The 13,494-nt window shown below is 53.8% G+C and carries 12 protein-coding genes; 9 read left to right on the forward strand and 3 right to left on the reverse strand.

Features of this window, described 5'->3' with window-relative positions; translation table 11 throughout:
• Positions 1-236, reverse strand: a 236-nt coding sequence (locus tag ACLJRU_RS09960; protein WP_001001155.1) for an oxaloacetate decarboxylase subunit gamma, incomplete at its 3' end; no start/stop codon positions are given.
• A 158-nt stretch (positions 237-394) separates the two neighbouring features.
• Positions 395-1,735 carry a citrate/sodium symporter CitS gene (citS, locus tag ACLJRU_RS09965; RefSeq protein WP_187790642.1) on the reverse strand — a complete coding sequence of 447 codons (1,341 nt, stop codon included), beginning with the start codon at positions 1,733-1,735 and terminating at the stop codon, positions 395-397.
• A 244-nt stretch (positions 1,736-1,979) separates the two neighbouring features.
• On the opposite strand from citS, the gene citC reads away from it, so the two are divergent.
• From citC to dapB, 7 genes are all read left to right on the forward strand, one after another.
• Positions 1,980-3,023 (forward strand): [citrate (pro-3S)-lyase] ligase, encoded by a 1,044-nt coding sequence (gene citC, locus ACLJRU_RS09970; protein WP_001538913.1) that lies wholly within the window; start codon positions 1,980-1,982, stop codon positions 3,021-3,023.
• A 29-nt stretch (positions 3,024-3,052) separates the two neighbouring features.
• Positions 3,053-3,346, forward strand: coding sequence for a citrate lyase acyl carrier protein (citD, locus tag ACLJRU_RS09975; RefSeq protein WP_038393933.1), 294 nt, complete (start codon positions 3,053-3,055; stop codon positions 3,344-3,346).
• Positions 3,343-4,212: a citrate (pro-3S)-lyase subunit beta gene (citE, locus tag ACLJRU_RS09980; RefSeq protein ID WP_001247809.1), complete on the forward strand. Its 870-nt coding sequence runs from the start codon at positions 3,343-3,345 to the stop codon at positions 4,210-4,212. The genes citD and citE overlap by 4 nt, the downstream gene beginning before the upstream one ends.
• A 10-nt stretch (positions 4,213-4,222) precedes the next feature.
• A complete protein-coding gene (gene citF / locus ACLJRU_RS09985; protein WP_001538914.1) occupies positions 4,223-5,743 on the forward strand; it encodes a citrate lyase subunit alpha in 1,521 nt (506 codons plus the stop codon).
• Positions 5,743-6,294, forward strand: coding sequence for a citrate lyase holo-[acyl-carrier protein] synthase (gene citX, locus ACLJRU_RS09990; RefSeq protein WP_187790643.1), 552 nt, complete (start codon positions 5,743-5,745; stop codon positions 6,292-6,294). The genes citF and citX overlap by 1 nt, the downstream gene beginning before the upstream one ends.
• Complete coding sequence (gene citG, locus ACLJRU_RS09995; RefSeq protein ID WP_001103238.1) at positions 6,272-7,180, forward strand: triphosphoribosyl-dephospho-CoA synthase CitG; 909 nt, start codon at positions 6,272-6,274, stop codon at positions 7,178-7,180. The genes citX and citG overlap by 23 nt, the downstream gene beginning before the upstream one ends.
• Positions 7,181-7,359: 179 nt before the next feature.
• Positions 7,360-8,181 carry a 4-hydroxy-tetrahydrodipicolinate reductase gene (gene dapB / locus ACLJRU_RS10000; RefSeq protein ID WP_023234795.1) on the forward strand — a complete coding sequence of 274 codons (822 nt, stop codon included), beginning with the start codon at positions 7,360-7,362 and terminating at the stop codon, positions 8,179-8,181.
• A 103-nt stretch (positions 8,182-8,284) separates the two neighbouring features.
• On the opposite strand, the gene ACLJRU_RS10005 is transcribed toward dapB, so the two are convergent.
• A complete protein-coding gene (locus tag ACLJRU_RS10005; RefSeq protein WP_000355310.1) occupies positions 8,285-8,407 on the reverse strand; it encodes a hypothetical protein in 123 nt (40 codons plus the stop codon).
• Positions 8,408-9,046: 639 nt separating this feature from the next.
• Between ACLJRU_RS10005 and carA the strand changes: the two genes are divergently transcribed.
• The gene (gene carA / locus ACLJRU_RS10010; RefSeq protein ID WP_000597284.1) at positions 9,047-10,195 is read left to right on the forward strand and encodes a glutamine-hydrolyzing carbamoyl-phosphate synthase small subunit; all 1,149 of its coding nucleotides are present in this window, start codon (positions 9,047-9,049) and stop codon (positions 10,193-10,195) included.
• An 18-nt stretch (positions 10,196-10,213) separates the two neighbouring features.
• Positions 10,214-13,441: a carbamoyl-phosphate synthase large subunit gene (gene carB / locus ACLJRU_RS10015; RefSeq protein ID WP_001538917.1), complete on the forward strand. Its 3,228-nt coding sequence runs from the start codon at positions 10,214-10,216 to the stop codon at positions 13,439-13,441.
• The last annotated feature ends 53 nt before the right edge of the window (positions 13,442-13,494 follow it).

The raw sequence follows: 13,494 nt of genomic DNA on the forward strand, positions 1-13,494 counted from the left end.
GCGTTAAGGCGGTGATGGTGAATGGCGGCGGCAATCACCGGCTTTAAGCGGGTGAAGTCGTCCACGACGGGAACGGCACGCGGTGCGGGCGCGGCGACGGGTTCCGGGAAGAAGCGAGTAATCACGGCAGACATGCCGCGAATGGCAAAGATGAGCAGGAACAGAAAGCTCAGTACGAACCCCATCCCTAAAAACATCAGGGTGAAACCTTCACCCAGTAGTACAGCTTCATTCATGAATCATTTTCCATAATGAGAGGCGCGACGGTGGCCTTGACGACAACCTTCCTGGTGAATCCGGCTAAGGAGTAGAGTGGATTTCCCTTGGCCACCTCTGGCTTTGGCCTCTACTTTTCTCCAGGTCGTTTGCGGCAAAGACACCGCCGTGCGTTTTTTTACACCATCATGCTGAACACGATGCTAGCGATAACCAGCACAATACCGCCGCCCAGACGAGAGGAAATTTGTGCATATGAAATGAGGTTCATACGGTTACAGGCGGAGAGCACTTCCAGCTCGCCGGAGCCGCCGCGGTTGGCCATACAAAGACCCGCAGTAATGGATGATTCAATCGGGTAGAAGCCAATCAACCAGCCCCCGATAGCTGCGCCAACGACAGCGCCGACCACAATGATTGCGGCGATAACGACGTTCGCGAACGTCAGGGCATCGATGATCTCTTGCAGATCGGTGTAGCAAACACCCACACCTACCATCAGCACCCACAGTAGCTGTTTGGAGAAGAAGTCAGAAAGACGTTTCGCCCCGGCTTTAATCTCCGGTGAGCAAAGACCTGATGCGTTCAGCGCAGCAACAATCAGGACCATCCAGGCGAAGTAGTGAATAGAGACGCCGCCGATGCTTGGCAGAATTTTTTTGGCAACGACATAGGCCAGCAGGAAGCAGGTGGTGGATAGCACCATGCCAACCGCCGTTTCACGATGGGTAATCTGACCGGCCTTTTCATCATCTTCGGTTTTGAAGGAAGCCTTACGAACCAATTCACCTTCACCGCTAAGCCAGGTGTATTTTTTGCCTATCATATCGAGGAGGGCGGCGAAAATAATGGCGAAGATATTCGCAATGGTCAGAATAGCAATAGCCGTTGAGTAATACTCTTCGCGAGAACGTCCGGTAACCGAGTGATAAATTTCAGACAGAGGCACGGCGCCCGCGCCGTTACCACCGCCCATAATCGGCAGAACGTACAGCATCATGATACGGTCGACCGGGATACCGAAGCACAGACCAATGACGATACCGAAAAGGGACGCGCCGACAATCCCGGCGAGGATGGTTGGGATATAGCCCAGCAGTGATTTTAATAGCAGCTTACGGTTTACCGACAGGATCGCGCCTGTGATCAACACTGCGATAAACAGGTTAAGGAAGTTGCTTTTATCCATTACGTTGCTGATCGCATCAATTTCTTTCTGCGTAAATATGCCAGCATAGACAAAATAAGCCGCAACCAGAAATATCATAACCGGTGCGCCGCCAATATATTTATTGAAGATCGGTAAACGTTTGCCGATTTCACCAAAAATGGCCCCCATCACAAACATAAGGGCAAAACCACCAACTAAGTCAGTCGGTATAGCATTATAAAAATGAGAAAGTAATAAAGTAATTAATGCAAAAGCATAAAGCGGTAGCGGCATACCAAAGATTTTGAATCTGAGTAAATCGCTAGCCCCCTTTTTCTCCGTCGCCGAAGCCTGGGTCATGTTGGTCATAAACATTTTCCTGAGTATTGATGGATAACAAGACCCGCGCATACTAATAAATTCAATGAACCGTGAGATGTGACTATCTTCACTGAATGGTTGTGTTTTTAATTAATTTAATTATTTTTATTAACTCTGGTTAATTAAGAAAATAAAAACCATAAAGCTTATAAAAGCAAGGGGGAAAGTGTGATGTCTATTCCAGACGAGTAATACAAACGCTGGCGAAATATGCGACGTTATTTGCTGACGGATGCAGAATAGAGTGAATCTAATATTTAAACGCATTTATTTGCAAAAGGATGTATTTCGTCGCGAGTCGGTCGCCATGTTTCTGGAGGGCGTGGGACTCGCCCTGGAAGATGATTGTGAAATCGCGGTATGCGCATATTGGCAGGGTGAGATAGTTGGATGCGGCTCGCTGGCCGGAAACGTACTGAAATGCATCGCCGTTTCCCCGGTTTTACAAGGGGAAGGGCTCAGCCTCAAACTGCTGACTGAGCTGCTTACATTGGCCTACGAGTTAAACCGCAGCGAGCTTTTCCTGTTCACTAAGCCGCAAAATCGGCTGCTGTTTTCTGGCGCGGGGTTTTGGCCCATTGCGCAGGCAGGTGAGCTGGCGGTGATAATGGAGAACAGCAGTGAACGGTTAGCGCGCTTTTGTCGCCAACTGGCGCTTTATCGTCAACCGGGAAAAACGATCGGCGCCATCGCCATGAACGCCAATCCGTTTACCTTGGGCCACCGTTATCTGGTGGAGCAAGCGGCTGCGGCCTGTGACTGGTTGCATCTGTTTGTGGTCAAAGAAGATGCTTCATTTTTTTCCTATACCGACCGTTGGGCGCTGATCGAACAAGGAATCGCGGGTATTGACAACGTCACGTTGCATTCCGGCTCCGCTTATATGATCTCGCGTGCGACGTTTCCCGGCTATTTCCTCAAAGAAAAAGGGGTTGTAGACGACTGCCATTGCCAGATCGATCTGCAACTCTTCCGTGAACATCTGGCTCCAGCGCTGGGGATTACCCATCGTTTTGTCGGCAGTGAACCGTTTTGCCCTCTGACCTGTGCCTATAACCAGCGAATGCACGACATTTTACACGATCCGAAGCGCAGCGGCCCGGTTATTGAGGTCGTCGAGCTGGCGCGAGTAGAGAAAAACGGCGCGGCTATTTCCGCCTCTCGCGTCAGAAAACTGTATAGCGAACGTAATTGGTCGGCAATAAGCGCGCTGGTGCCTGCTGGCACCCTGGCATATCTGCAGCGGCATGCCGCCAGACACACTGAAACCATATGACGTAACACCGTTAACAAGGAACATAACTAATGAAAATCATTAAAGATGCCCTGGCAGGCACGCTGGAATCCAGCGATGTGATGATCAGGATTGGTCCATCCAGCGAGCCAGGAATTCGGCTGGAGCTAGAGAGTCTGGTGAAGCAGCAGTTTGGCGCGGCGATTGAGCAGGTGGTTCGGGAAACGCTGGCGAAACTCGGCGTTGAACGCGCGCTGGTTAGCGTCGATGACAAAGGCGCGCTGGAGTGCATTTTACGCGCCCGAGTGCAGGCAGCGGCGCTGCACGCTGCAGAACAAACGGAAATTCAATGGAGTGCGTTATGAGACCACGTCGCAGTATGTTGTTTATCCCCGGCGCAAATGCGGCCATGTTGAGCACCTCGTTTGTCTACGGTGCGGACGCGGTGATGTTCGACTTAGAAGACGCCGTAGCGTTACGTGAGAAAGATACCGCCCGTCTTTTAGTTCATCACGCGCTTCAACATCCGTTCTATCAGGATGTTGAAAAAGTGGTGCGCATTAATCCACTGAACACGCCGTTCGGTCTGGCCGATCTTGAAGCCGTCGTGCGTGGTGGCGCGGATATTGTGCGTCTGCCGAAAACCGACAGCAAAAACGATGTGCTGGAGCTGGAAGCGCAGGTCGAACGGATCGAGCGTGAATGCGGACGCGAAGTCGGCAGTACCAGGCTAATGGCGGCGATCGAATCAGCGAAAGGCGTGGTCAATGCCGTCGACATCGCCACCTCCAGCCCGCGCATGGTGGCAATTGCGCTGGCGGCATTTGATTACGTGATGGATATGGGCACCTGCCGGGGCGATGGCACCGAGCTGTTCTACGCCCGCTGCGCAGTGCTGCATGCGGCGCGCGTTGCGGGTATTGCCGCCTATGATGTCGTTTGGTCGGATATCAATAATGAAGAAGGCTTCCTGAAGGAAGTGCAGTTGGCGAAAGGGCTTGGTTTTAACGGTAAGTCCTTAGTGAACCCACGTCAGATTGAGCTGTTACATCAGGCTTATTCTCCGACACGTAAAGAAGTTGAGCATGCGTATGAGGTGATTGCCGCCGCTGAAGAGGCTGAGTCTCGCGGTCTGGGCGTCGTTTCACTCAACGGCAAAATGATTGACGGCCCGATTATCGACCACGCGCGCAAAGTGGTGGCGCTGTCGGCTTCCGGTATTCGTGATTAAGGAAGGAACCATGAAAGAGACTGTAACCATGCTCAACCAGCAATATGTCGTACCGGAAGGATTACAGCCCTACCAGGGGGTAACAGCGAACAGCCCGTGGCTTGCCAGTGAAACGGAAAAGCGTCGGCGTAAAATTTGTGACTCGCTTGAAGAGGCTATCCGTCGTTCCGGGCTTAAAAATGGCATGACGATATCCTTCCACCATGCGTTTCGTGGTGGCGACAAAGTCGTCAATATGGTGATGGCGAAGCTGGCGGAAATGGGATTCCGCGATCTGACGCTTGCCTCCAGCTCATTAATTGATGCCCACTGGCCGCTTATCGAACACATTAAAAATGGCGTGGTGCGGCAGATCTACACCTCCGGGCTGCGCGGCAAGTTAGGGGAAGAGATCTCCGCTGGCCTGATGGAAAACCCGGTACAGATCCACTCTCACGGCGGCCGCGTAAAACTGATTCAGAGCGGTGAGCTGAATATTGATGTCGCTTTCCTCGGCGTGCCGTGCTGCGACGAATTTGGTAATGCGAACGGCTTTAGCGGCAAGTCACGCTGCGGCTCTTTGGGGTATGCGCAGGTTGATGCGCAGTACGCTAAATGTGTGGTGCTCCTGACTGAAGAGTGGGTCGAATTCCCCAATTATCCGGCCAGTATCGCGCAGGATCAGGTTGATTTAATCGTGCAGGTGGATGAGGTAGGGGATCCGGAAAAAATCACCGCGGGCGCGATTCGTCTGTCCAGCAACCCGCGTGAACTGTTGATCGCCCGGCAGGCGGCCAATGTGATCGAACACTCAGGTTATTTTTGTGACGGTTTCTCGCTGCAAACCGGCACCGGTGGCGCATCTCTGGCGGTCACCCGTTTCCTGGAAGACAAAATGCGTCGCCACAACATTACTGCGAGTTTTGGCCTGGGCGGGATCACCGGCACGATGGTGGATCTGCATGAGAAAGGGTTGATCAAAGCGTTGCTGGATACGCAATCATTCGATGGCGATGCCGCCCGTTCGCTGGCGCAGAACCCGCATCATATTGAAATCTCAACCAATCAATACGCGAACCCCGCCTCTAAAGGCGCGGCATGCGAACGCCTGAACGTGGTGATGCTGAGCGCGCTGGAAATTGACGTGAATTTCAACGTTAACGTGATGACCGGTTTAAACGGCGTACTGCGTGGCGCATCGGGCGGCCATAGCGATACGGCAGCAGGGGCCGATCTCACCATTATTACCGCACCGCTGGTCCGTGGCCGAATCCCATGCGTAGTGGAAAAAGTGCTGACTACCGTCACGCCAGGGGCAAGTGTTGATGTGCTGGTTACCGACCATGGTATTGCGGTGAACCCTGCGCGTCAGGATCTGCTTGATAACCTGCGTGCTGCGGGTGTGGCGCTGATGACCATCGAACAACTGCAACAGCGCGCTGAGCAACTGACCGGTAAACCGCAGCCGATTGAGTTTACCGATCGGGTGGTGGCTGTGGTGCGTTATCGCGACGGTTCAGTGATTGACGTGATTCGCCAGGTTAAAGGCTGATGAAGGGCACAGACCTGCTGTACCAGGGCCAGGCAGTTACGCTGGAGGAGATGCTACAAGCGCGCGATAAACGTGCCGCCAGGCAGCGTCAGGCGTTGAACTGCTATCGGCTACCGTTGATTTCCCTCACGCTGGTTGCACCGGGCGCCGTTAAAAACTCAGCGGTCTGGCGGCGTGTCGCCGATTACGCAATTGCCGAAATACTGACGCTTTGCGAACAGAAGGAGTGGGTCAACGTCTGGGAAATGCAGGTAAATGAACGCAGCGGCCCGGAATGGATGGCAGCGGTCTGTGCGCCGGCAATGGCGTTGAAACAGCACATGTCGACACTAGAGATGAGCCATCCGTTAGGGCGGCTTTGGGACATCGACATTATTGATAGCGACGGTAAGTCGCTATCACGCCGTGAACTCGGGCATCCTGCCCGGCCATGTTTGATATGCCAGCAGGATGCTCATCTCTGTGCCCGGGGCAAGCATCACACCCTTGACCTTTTGTTGGATGAAATTGCACGAAGGATTGAATGCTATGAACGTGAGCGTTGTGACTGAACGGCGTACGCCAGCGTACTCATCGCTGGCGGCTGGCGAACTTAATGGGTTGGTTGCAAGAGCGCTGCTGACGGAAGCCAGGCTGACACCAAAACCCGGTCTGGTCGATATTCGTAATTCGGGAGCGCATAGGGATATGGATCTGGCGGCATTTGAACGTAGCACTACCGCCATTGCTCCATGGATGGAAAAGTTTTTTATCATGGGCAACAACACGGCGGCGCTGGCGGCAGAAAATGTCCTAGTGATGCTGCGTCCGCTGGGGATGGCCTGTGAGAACGATATGCTACAGGCGACCAATGGTGTGAATACCCATCGCGGGGCGATTTTCGCTTTTGGCCTACTGAGCGCAGCGATTGGCCGACTTCTCGCGCGGGGAGAACCGTTGGAGCAAAATCGTATCTGCGACCAGGTTGCCCGCCTGAGTCGGAATATTGTTGCCCACGAGCTCTCAGCAAAAAAAGCGGGAAAACTGACAAAGAGTGAAACCCATTTCCAGTGTTATGGCCTGTCGGGCGCGCGGGGAGAAGCGGAAAGCGGTTTTCGAACCGTCAGAACGCAGGCTTTGCCGGTGTTTAACCGGGTCGTGCAGGAGCATGACGATACCCATCTTGCCCTACTGCAAACATTGTTGCATCTGATGGCGTGGAATGATGATACCAATCTGGTGTCGCGGGGAGGCCTGGAAGGGCTTTACTACGTGCAGCAGCAGGCACAAAAATTGTTGTGGCAAGGGGGCGTATTGGTTGAGGGGGGCATTGAAGCGATGCAGTCCCTCGATGATGAACTCATCCTGCGTAACTTAAGCCCTGGCGGTAGCGCGGATTTACTGGCAGTGACCTGGTTTTTAAGTCATTTTCCTGCCGGTTCCCTCTATCCTGAGTAAGTTTCTCTTCTTTCATTCTCTCCAGCAATGATTCATCCTGCGGGATGAATCATGTCTTTTACTGATATTGCTCCCTGTTTATCATTAATTTCTAATTATCGGCGATTTTAGATGGCGGCCTCCGGGCGCGCTGGTTACTCTGAAAACGGTTTACGCAATTTTTACAAAAGAGAATAGCTATGCATGAAGCACAAATCCGCGTCGCCATTGCCGGCGCCGGTGGCCGCATGGGACGGCAGTTAATCCAGGCCGCCATGGCGATGGAAGGTGTTCAGCTGGGTGCCGCGCTGGAGCGCGAAGGCTCTTCCTTGCTGGGCAGCGATGCTGGCGAACTGGCAGGGGGGGGAAAGTCCGGCGTGACCGTTCAAAGCAGCCTTGAGGCGGTAAAAGATGATTTTGACGTTTTCATCGATTTTACCCGTCCGGAAGGCACGTTGACGCATCTGGCGTTTTGCCGCCAGCATGGTAAAGGGATGGTGATTGGTACTACCGGCTTTGACGACGCCGGTAAACAAGCCATTCGCGAGGCGTCACAAGAGATTGCGATCGTTTTCGCCGCAAACTTTAGCGTCGGTGTTAACGTCATGCTCAAGCTGCTGGAGAAAGCCGCGAAGGTAATGGGCGACTATAGCGATATTGAAATTATTGAAGCGCACCACCGCCATAAAGTGGATGCACCGTCGGGTACGGCGCTGGCAATGGGCGAGGCAATCGCCGGGGCGCTGGATAAAGATCTGAAGGACTGCGCGGTCTACTCGCGTGAAGGTTATACCGGCGAGCGCGTAGCGGGCACGATTGGCTTTGCGACCGTTCGGGCGGGCGACATCGTCGGCGAACATACCGCGATGTTTGCCGATATTGGCGAGCGCGTAGAGATTACGCATAAAGCTTCCAGCCGCATGACGTTTGCAAATGGCGCGTTGCGATCGGCGTTATGGCTAAAAACGAAGAAAAATGGGCTATTTGACATGCGGGATGTGCTGGGGCTGGATGTATTATAGCGACTAAATACCTTCGTGATGTGGTTGTGGTAATCAAGATTAATTGATTACAAAGGGCAATATATTATTGCCCTTTTGTTTTTTTTGCCCCCCGGTTATTCGGTCAGATAAGTAACGCCTTTCGCCATTCATGTTTCGACAGTTTCTTCGCCCACGACATGTTCAGCCGCAGCGGCTTACCGTATGCAAAAGGCACCTCGACCAGACTGATAAGACTGATATCCATCGGAGGGGGAGTGCTGTTCCTCGGGGGCGTTTTATCTCTTTTGCTTCAATAGGTTGGCTTTTTTATGCTGTAGTGAGGCTGGTTGTGGTCCAATCGTATGTGCCTGTCTTAAAGAAAAAGAAGCTGGATCTTTATATCGCGATTGTAATTCTTATTACATTGTCTTAATTTGCTGTTTTTTGTTGATTTTATGATGCATTTGATTTGTTTTTTATGTTTTTAATATATTGATTTTTAAAATTTTTTTTGTCGTTAACTTTCTTGATTTTGAATCTTTATGCATTTAATGGTATTGATGGCTATTAAGTGAGTTTTTATCGTTGTTTTTTGTTGTTTTAATGTGAAATTTGACCATTTGGTCCACTTTTTATCATGCCAGCCAGTTTTTTGCTAACTCAAGGAAGCGCAAGCGTTTTCTATCGTCACTTAGTTGATCTTTTTGCCTCTTAAACAGAATAACTTCCTTATAATGTGCAAAATAACATAAAAAATACCCGCTTTAAGTTGACTTTTATCCGGCTTAACTTCAGAATGCCGCCGTTTGCCAGAAATCCACGGGTAAGCAAATTTGCATTGCTTCATACTGACTGGATGAATTAATATGCAAATAAAGTGAGTGAATATTCTCTGGAGGGTATTTTGATTAAGTCAGCGCTATTGGTTCTGGAAGACGGAACCCAGTTTCACGGTCGGGCCATTGGGGCAACGGGTTCGGCGGTTGGGGAAGTCGTTTTCAATACTTCAATGACCGGTTATCAAGAAATCCTCACTGATCCTTCCTATTCCCGCCAAATCGTCACTCTTACTTATCCCCATATTGGTAATGTCGGCACCAATGAAGCCGATGAAGAATCTTCTCAGGTTCATGCGCAAGGTCTGGTAATTCGCGACCTGCCGCTGATTGCCAGCAACTTCCGTAACACCGAAGACCTCTCTTCTTACCTGAAACGCCATAACATCGTGGCGATTGCCGATATCGATACCCGCAAGCTGACCCGACTGCTGCGTGAGAAAGGCGCACAGAACGGCTGCATCATTGCAGGCGATAGCCCGGATGCGAAGCTGGCGCTGGAAAAAGCGAAAGCATTTCCTGGACTTAACGGTATGGATCTGGCGAAAGAAGTGACCACGACGGAAACTTACCGCTGGACGCAGGGTAGCTGGACGCTGAAAGACGGTTTACCGGAAGCGAAATCTGAGGATGACCTGCCGTTCCATGTGGTGGCCTATGATTTCGGCGCCAAACGCAACATCCTGCGCATGCTGGTGGATCGCGGCTGCCGCCTGACGGTGGTGCCAGCGCAAACCTCTGCTGAAGAGGTGCTGAAAATGAATCCGGACGGCATCTTCCTGTCGAACGGCCCTGGCGACCCGGCCCCGTGCGACTACGCCATCGAGGCGATTAAGAAATTCCTCCAGACCGACATTCCTGTGTTCGGCATCTGCCTCGGCCATCAGCTGCTGGCGCTGGCGAGCGGTGCGAAGACCGTTAAGATGAAGTTCGGCCATCACGGCGGCAACCATCCGGTAAAAGATATGGACCGAAACGTGGTGATGATCACCGCGCAGAACCACGGCTTTGCGGTGGATGAAGACTCGCTGCCCGCCAACCTGCGCGTGACCCACAAGTCGCTGTTCGACGGCACCCTGCAGGGCATTCACCGTACCGACAAACCGGCGTTCAGCTTCCAGGGACACCCAGAAGCGAGCCCCGGCCCGCACGATGCGGCGCCGCTGTTCGACCACTTTATCGAGCTTATTGAGCAATACCGTCAGTCCGCGAAATAATCAGGAGTAATAAGAGCCATGCCAAAACGTACAGATATAAAAAGCATCCTGATTCTGGGCGCGGGCCCGATTGTTATCGGTCAGGCGTGTGAGTTTGACTACTCCGGCGCTCAGGCGTGTAAAGCCCTGCGCGAAGAGGGCTATCGCGTCATTCTGGTGAACTCCAACCCGGCCACCATCATGACCGACCCGGAAATGGCCGATGCCACCTACATCGAGCCGATTCACTGGGAAGTGGTGCGCAAAATCATTGAAAAAGAGCGTCCGGATGCGGTGCTGCCGACCATGGGCGGCCAGACCGCGCTGAACTGCGCGCTGGAGCTGGAGCGGCAGGGCGTGCTGGAAGAGTTCGGCGTCACCATGATTGGCGCCACCGCCGACGCCATTGATAAAGCCGAAGACCGTCGTCGCTTCGATATCGCGATGAAGAAAATTGGTCTCGACACCGCGCGTTCCGGTATCGCGCACACTATGGAAGAAGCGCTGGCGGTTGCCGCTGACGTGGGCTTCCCGTGCATCATCCGTCCTTCCTTTACCATGGGCGGCACCGGCGGCGGTATCGCTTACAACCGTGAAGAGTTCGAAGAAATCTGCGAACGCGGTCTGGATCTCTCGCCAACCAACGAACTGCTGATTGATGAATCGCTGATCGGCTGGAAAGAGTACGAGATGGAAGTGGTGCGTGATAAAAACGACAACTGCATCATCGTCTGCTCTATCGAAAACTTCGATGCCATGGGTATCCACACCGGTGACTCGATCACCGTGGCGCCCGCGCAGACTCTGACCGACAAAGAATACCAAATCATGCGTAACGCCTCGATGGCGGTTCTGCGTGAAATCGGCGTCGAAACCGGCGGTTCTAACGTCCAGTTCGCAGTGAACCCGAAAAACGGCCGTCTGATCGTTATCGAAATGAACCCGCGCGTATCCCGCTCCTCGGCGCTGGCGTCGAAAGCCACCGGTTTCCCGATTGCCAAAGTGGCCGCCAAACTGGCGGTAGGTTACACCCTTGACGAACTGATGAACGACATCACCGGCGGGCGCACTCCGGCCTCCTTCGAGCCGTCCATCGACTATGTGGTTACTAAAATTCCGCGCTTTAACTTTGAGAAATTCGCCGGTGCCAACGACCGTCTGACCACCCAGATGAAATCGGTCGGAGAAGTGATGGCGATTGGCCGCACGCAGCAGGAATCCCTGCAAAAAGCGCTGCGCGGCCTGGAAGTCGGCGCTACCGGCTTCGACCCGAAAGTCAGCCTTGACGACCCGGAAGCGCTGACCAAAATCCGCCGCGAGCTGAAAGACGCGGGCGCAGATCGTATCTGGTACATCGCCGATGCTTTCCGTGCGGGCTTGTCTGTGGATGGCGTCTTTAACCTGACCAACATCGACCGCTGGTTCCTGGTGCAAATTGAAGAGCTGGTGCGTCTGGAAGAGAAAGTGGCTGAAGTCGGGATTACTGGCCTCAACGCCGACTTCCTGCGTCAGCTCAAGCGTAAAGGGTTTGCCGATGCGCGTCTGGCAAAACTGGCTGGCGTACGCGAGGCGGAAATCCGTAAGCTGCGTGATCAGTATGACCTGCACCCGGTTTACAAACGCGTGGATACCTGCGCGGCGGAATTCGCCACCGATACCGCCTACATGTACTCCACTTATGAAGATGAGTGCGAAGCGAACCCGTCCGTTGACCGCGATAAAATCATGGTCCTCGGCGGCGGCCCGAACCGTATCGGCCAGGGTATCGAATTTGACTACTGCTGCGTACACGCCTCGCTGGCGCTGCGCGAAGACGGTTACGAGACCATTATGGTCAACTGTAACCCGGAAACCGTCTCCACCGACTACGACACTTCCGACCGCCTGTACTTCGAGCCGGTGACGCTGGAAGACGTGCTGGAAATCGTGCGTATCGAGAAGCCGAAAGGCGTTATCGTGCAGTACGGCGGCCAGACCCCGCTGAAGCTGGCGCGCGCGCTGGAAGCGGCAGGCGTGCCGGTTATCGGCACCAGCCCGGACGCCATCGACCGCGCGGAAGACCGCGAGCGCTTCCAGCACGCGGTTGACCGTCTGAAGCTGAAGCAACCGGCCAACGCCACCGTCACCGCCATTGAACAGGCTGTCGAAAAAGCGAAAGAGATCGGCTACCCGCTGGTGGTGCGTCCTTCTTACGTGCTGGGCGGCCGGGCGATGGAAATTGTCTATGACGAAGCCGATCTGTGTCGCTACTTCCAGACAGCGGTCAGCGTCTCTAACGATGCGCCGGTGCTGCTGGACCGCTTCCTTGATGACGCGGTTGAAGTGGACGTGGACGCTATCTGCGACGGCGAAATGGTGCTGATTGGCGGTATCATGGAGCACATCGAGCAGGCGGGCGTACACTCCGGCGACTCCGCCTGTTCCCTGCCGGCCTACACGCTGAGCCAGGAAATTCAGGACGTGATGCGCCAGCAGGTGCAGAAGCTGGCCTTCGAGTTGCAGGTGCGCGGCCTGATGAACGTGCAGTTTGCGGTGAAAGACAACGAAGTCTATCTGATTGAAGTTAACCCGCGTGCGGCGCGTACCGTACCGTTCGTCTCCAAAGCCACCGGCGTGCCGCTGGCGAAAGTGGCGGCGCGCGTAATGGCCGGCAAATCGCTGACCGAGCAGGGCGTGACCCAAGAAATTATCCCGCCGTACTACTCGGTGAAAGAAGTGGTGCTGCCGTTCAACAAATTCCCGGGCGTTGACCCGCTGTTAGGGCCAGAAATGCGCTCCACCGGGGAAGTGATGGGCGTGGGCCGTACCTTCGCGGAAGCGTTCGCTAAGGCGCAGCTGGGCAGTAACTCCACCATGAAGAAACAGGGCCGTGCGCTGCTCTCCGTTCGCGAAGGCGACAAAGAGCGCGTGGTGGACCTGGCCGCTAAGCTGCTGAAACAGGGCTTCGAGCTGGATGCTACCCACGGTACGGCGATTGTGCTGGGCGAAGCCGGTATCAACCCGCGTCTGGTGAACAAGGTGCACGAAGGTCGTCCGCACATTCAGGACCGTATCAAGAATGGCGAATATACCTACATCATCAACACCACCGCAGGTCGCCGCGCGATTGAAGACTCCAGGGTGATTCGCCGCAGCGCGCTGCAGTACAAGGTGCATTATGACACCACGCTGAACGGCGGTTTTGCCACGACGATGGCGCTCAATGCCGATGCCACCGAGAAGGTAACCTCGGTGCAGGAAATGCACGCGCAGATCAAAAAGTCGTAAACAAAGGGTCCGGTGGATATTGCTCTAACCGGACCTGTAATATAATGTTGAAA

Source organism: Salmonella sp. SAL00653 (assembly GCF_046552515.1).
Classification (GTDB): Bacteria; Pseudomonadota; Gammaproteobacteria; order Enterobacterales; family Enterobacteriaceae; genus Salmonella; species Salmonella enterica.

What these genes read in the sequence shown, in the direction of transcription:
- citS (WP_187790642.1), bottom strand. Translation starts at nt 1,735, where the DNA reads ATGACCAACATGACCCAGGCTTCGGCGACGGAGAAAAAGGGGGCTAGC.
- citC (WP_001538913.1), top strand. Translation starts at nt 1,980, where the DNA reads ATGCAGAATAGAGTGAATCTAATATTTAAACGCATTTATTTGCAAAAG.
- citD (WP_038393933.1), top strand. Translation starts at nt 3,053, where the DNA reads ATGAAAATCATTAAAGATGCCCTGGCAGGCACGCTGGAATCCAGCGAT.
- citE (WP_001247809.1), top strand. Translation starts at nt 3,343, where the DNA reads ATGAGACCACGTCGCAGTATGTTGTTTATCCCCGGCGCAAATGCGGCC.
- citF (WP_001538914.1), top strand. Translation starts at nt 4,223, where the DNA reads ATGAAAGAGACTGTAACCATGCTCAACCAGCAATATGTCGTACCGGAA.
- citX (WP_187790643.1), top strand. Translation starts at nt 5,743, where the DNA reads ATGAAGGGCACAGACCTGCTGTACCAGGGCCAGGCAGTTACGCTGGAG.
- citG (WP_001103238.1), top strand. Translation starts at nt 6,272, where the DNA reads ATGAACGTGAGCGTTGTGACTGAACGGCGTACGCCAGCGTACTCATCG.
- dapB (WP_023234795.1), top strand. Translation starts at nt 7,360, where the DNA reads ATGCATGAAGCACAAATCCGCGTCGCCATTGCCGGCGCCGGTGGCCGC.
- ACLJRU_RS10005 (WP_000355310.1), bottom strand. Translation starts at nt 8,407, where the DNA reads ATGGATATCAGTCTTATCAGTCTGGTCGAGGTGCCTTTTGCATACGGT.
- carB (WP_001538917.1), top strand. Translation starts at nt 10,214, where the DNA reads ATGCCAAAACGTACAGATATAAAAAGCATCCTGATTCTGGGCGCGGGC.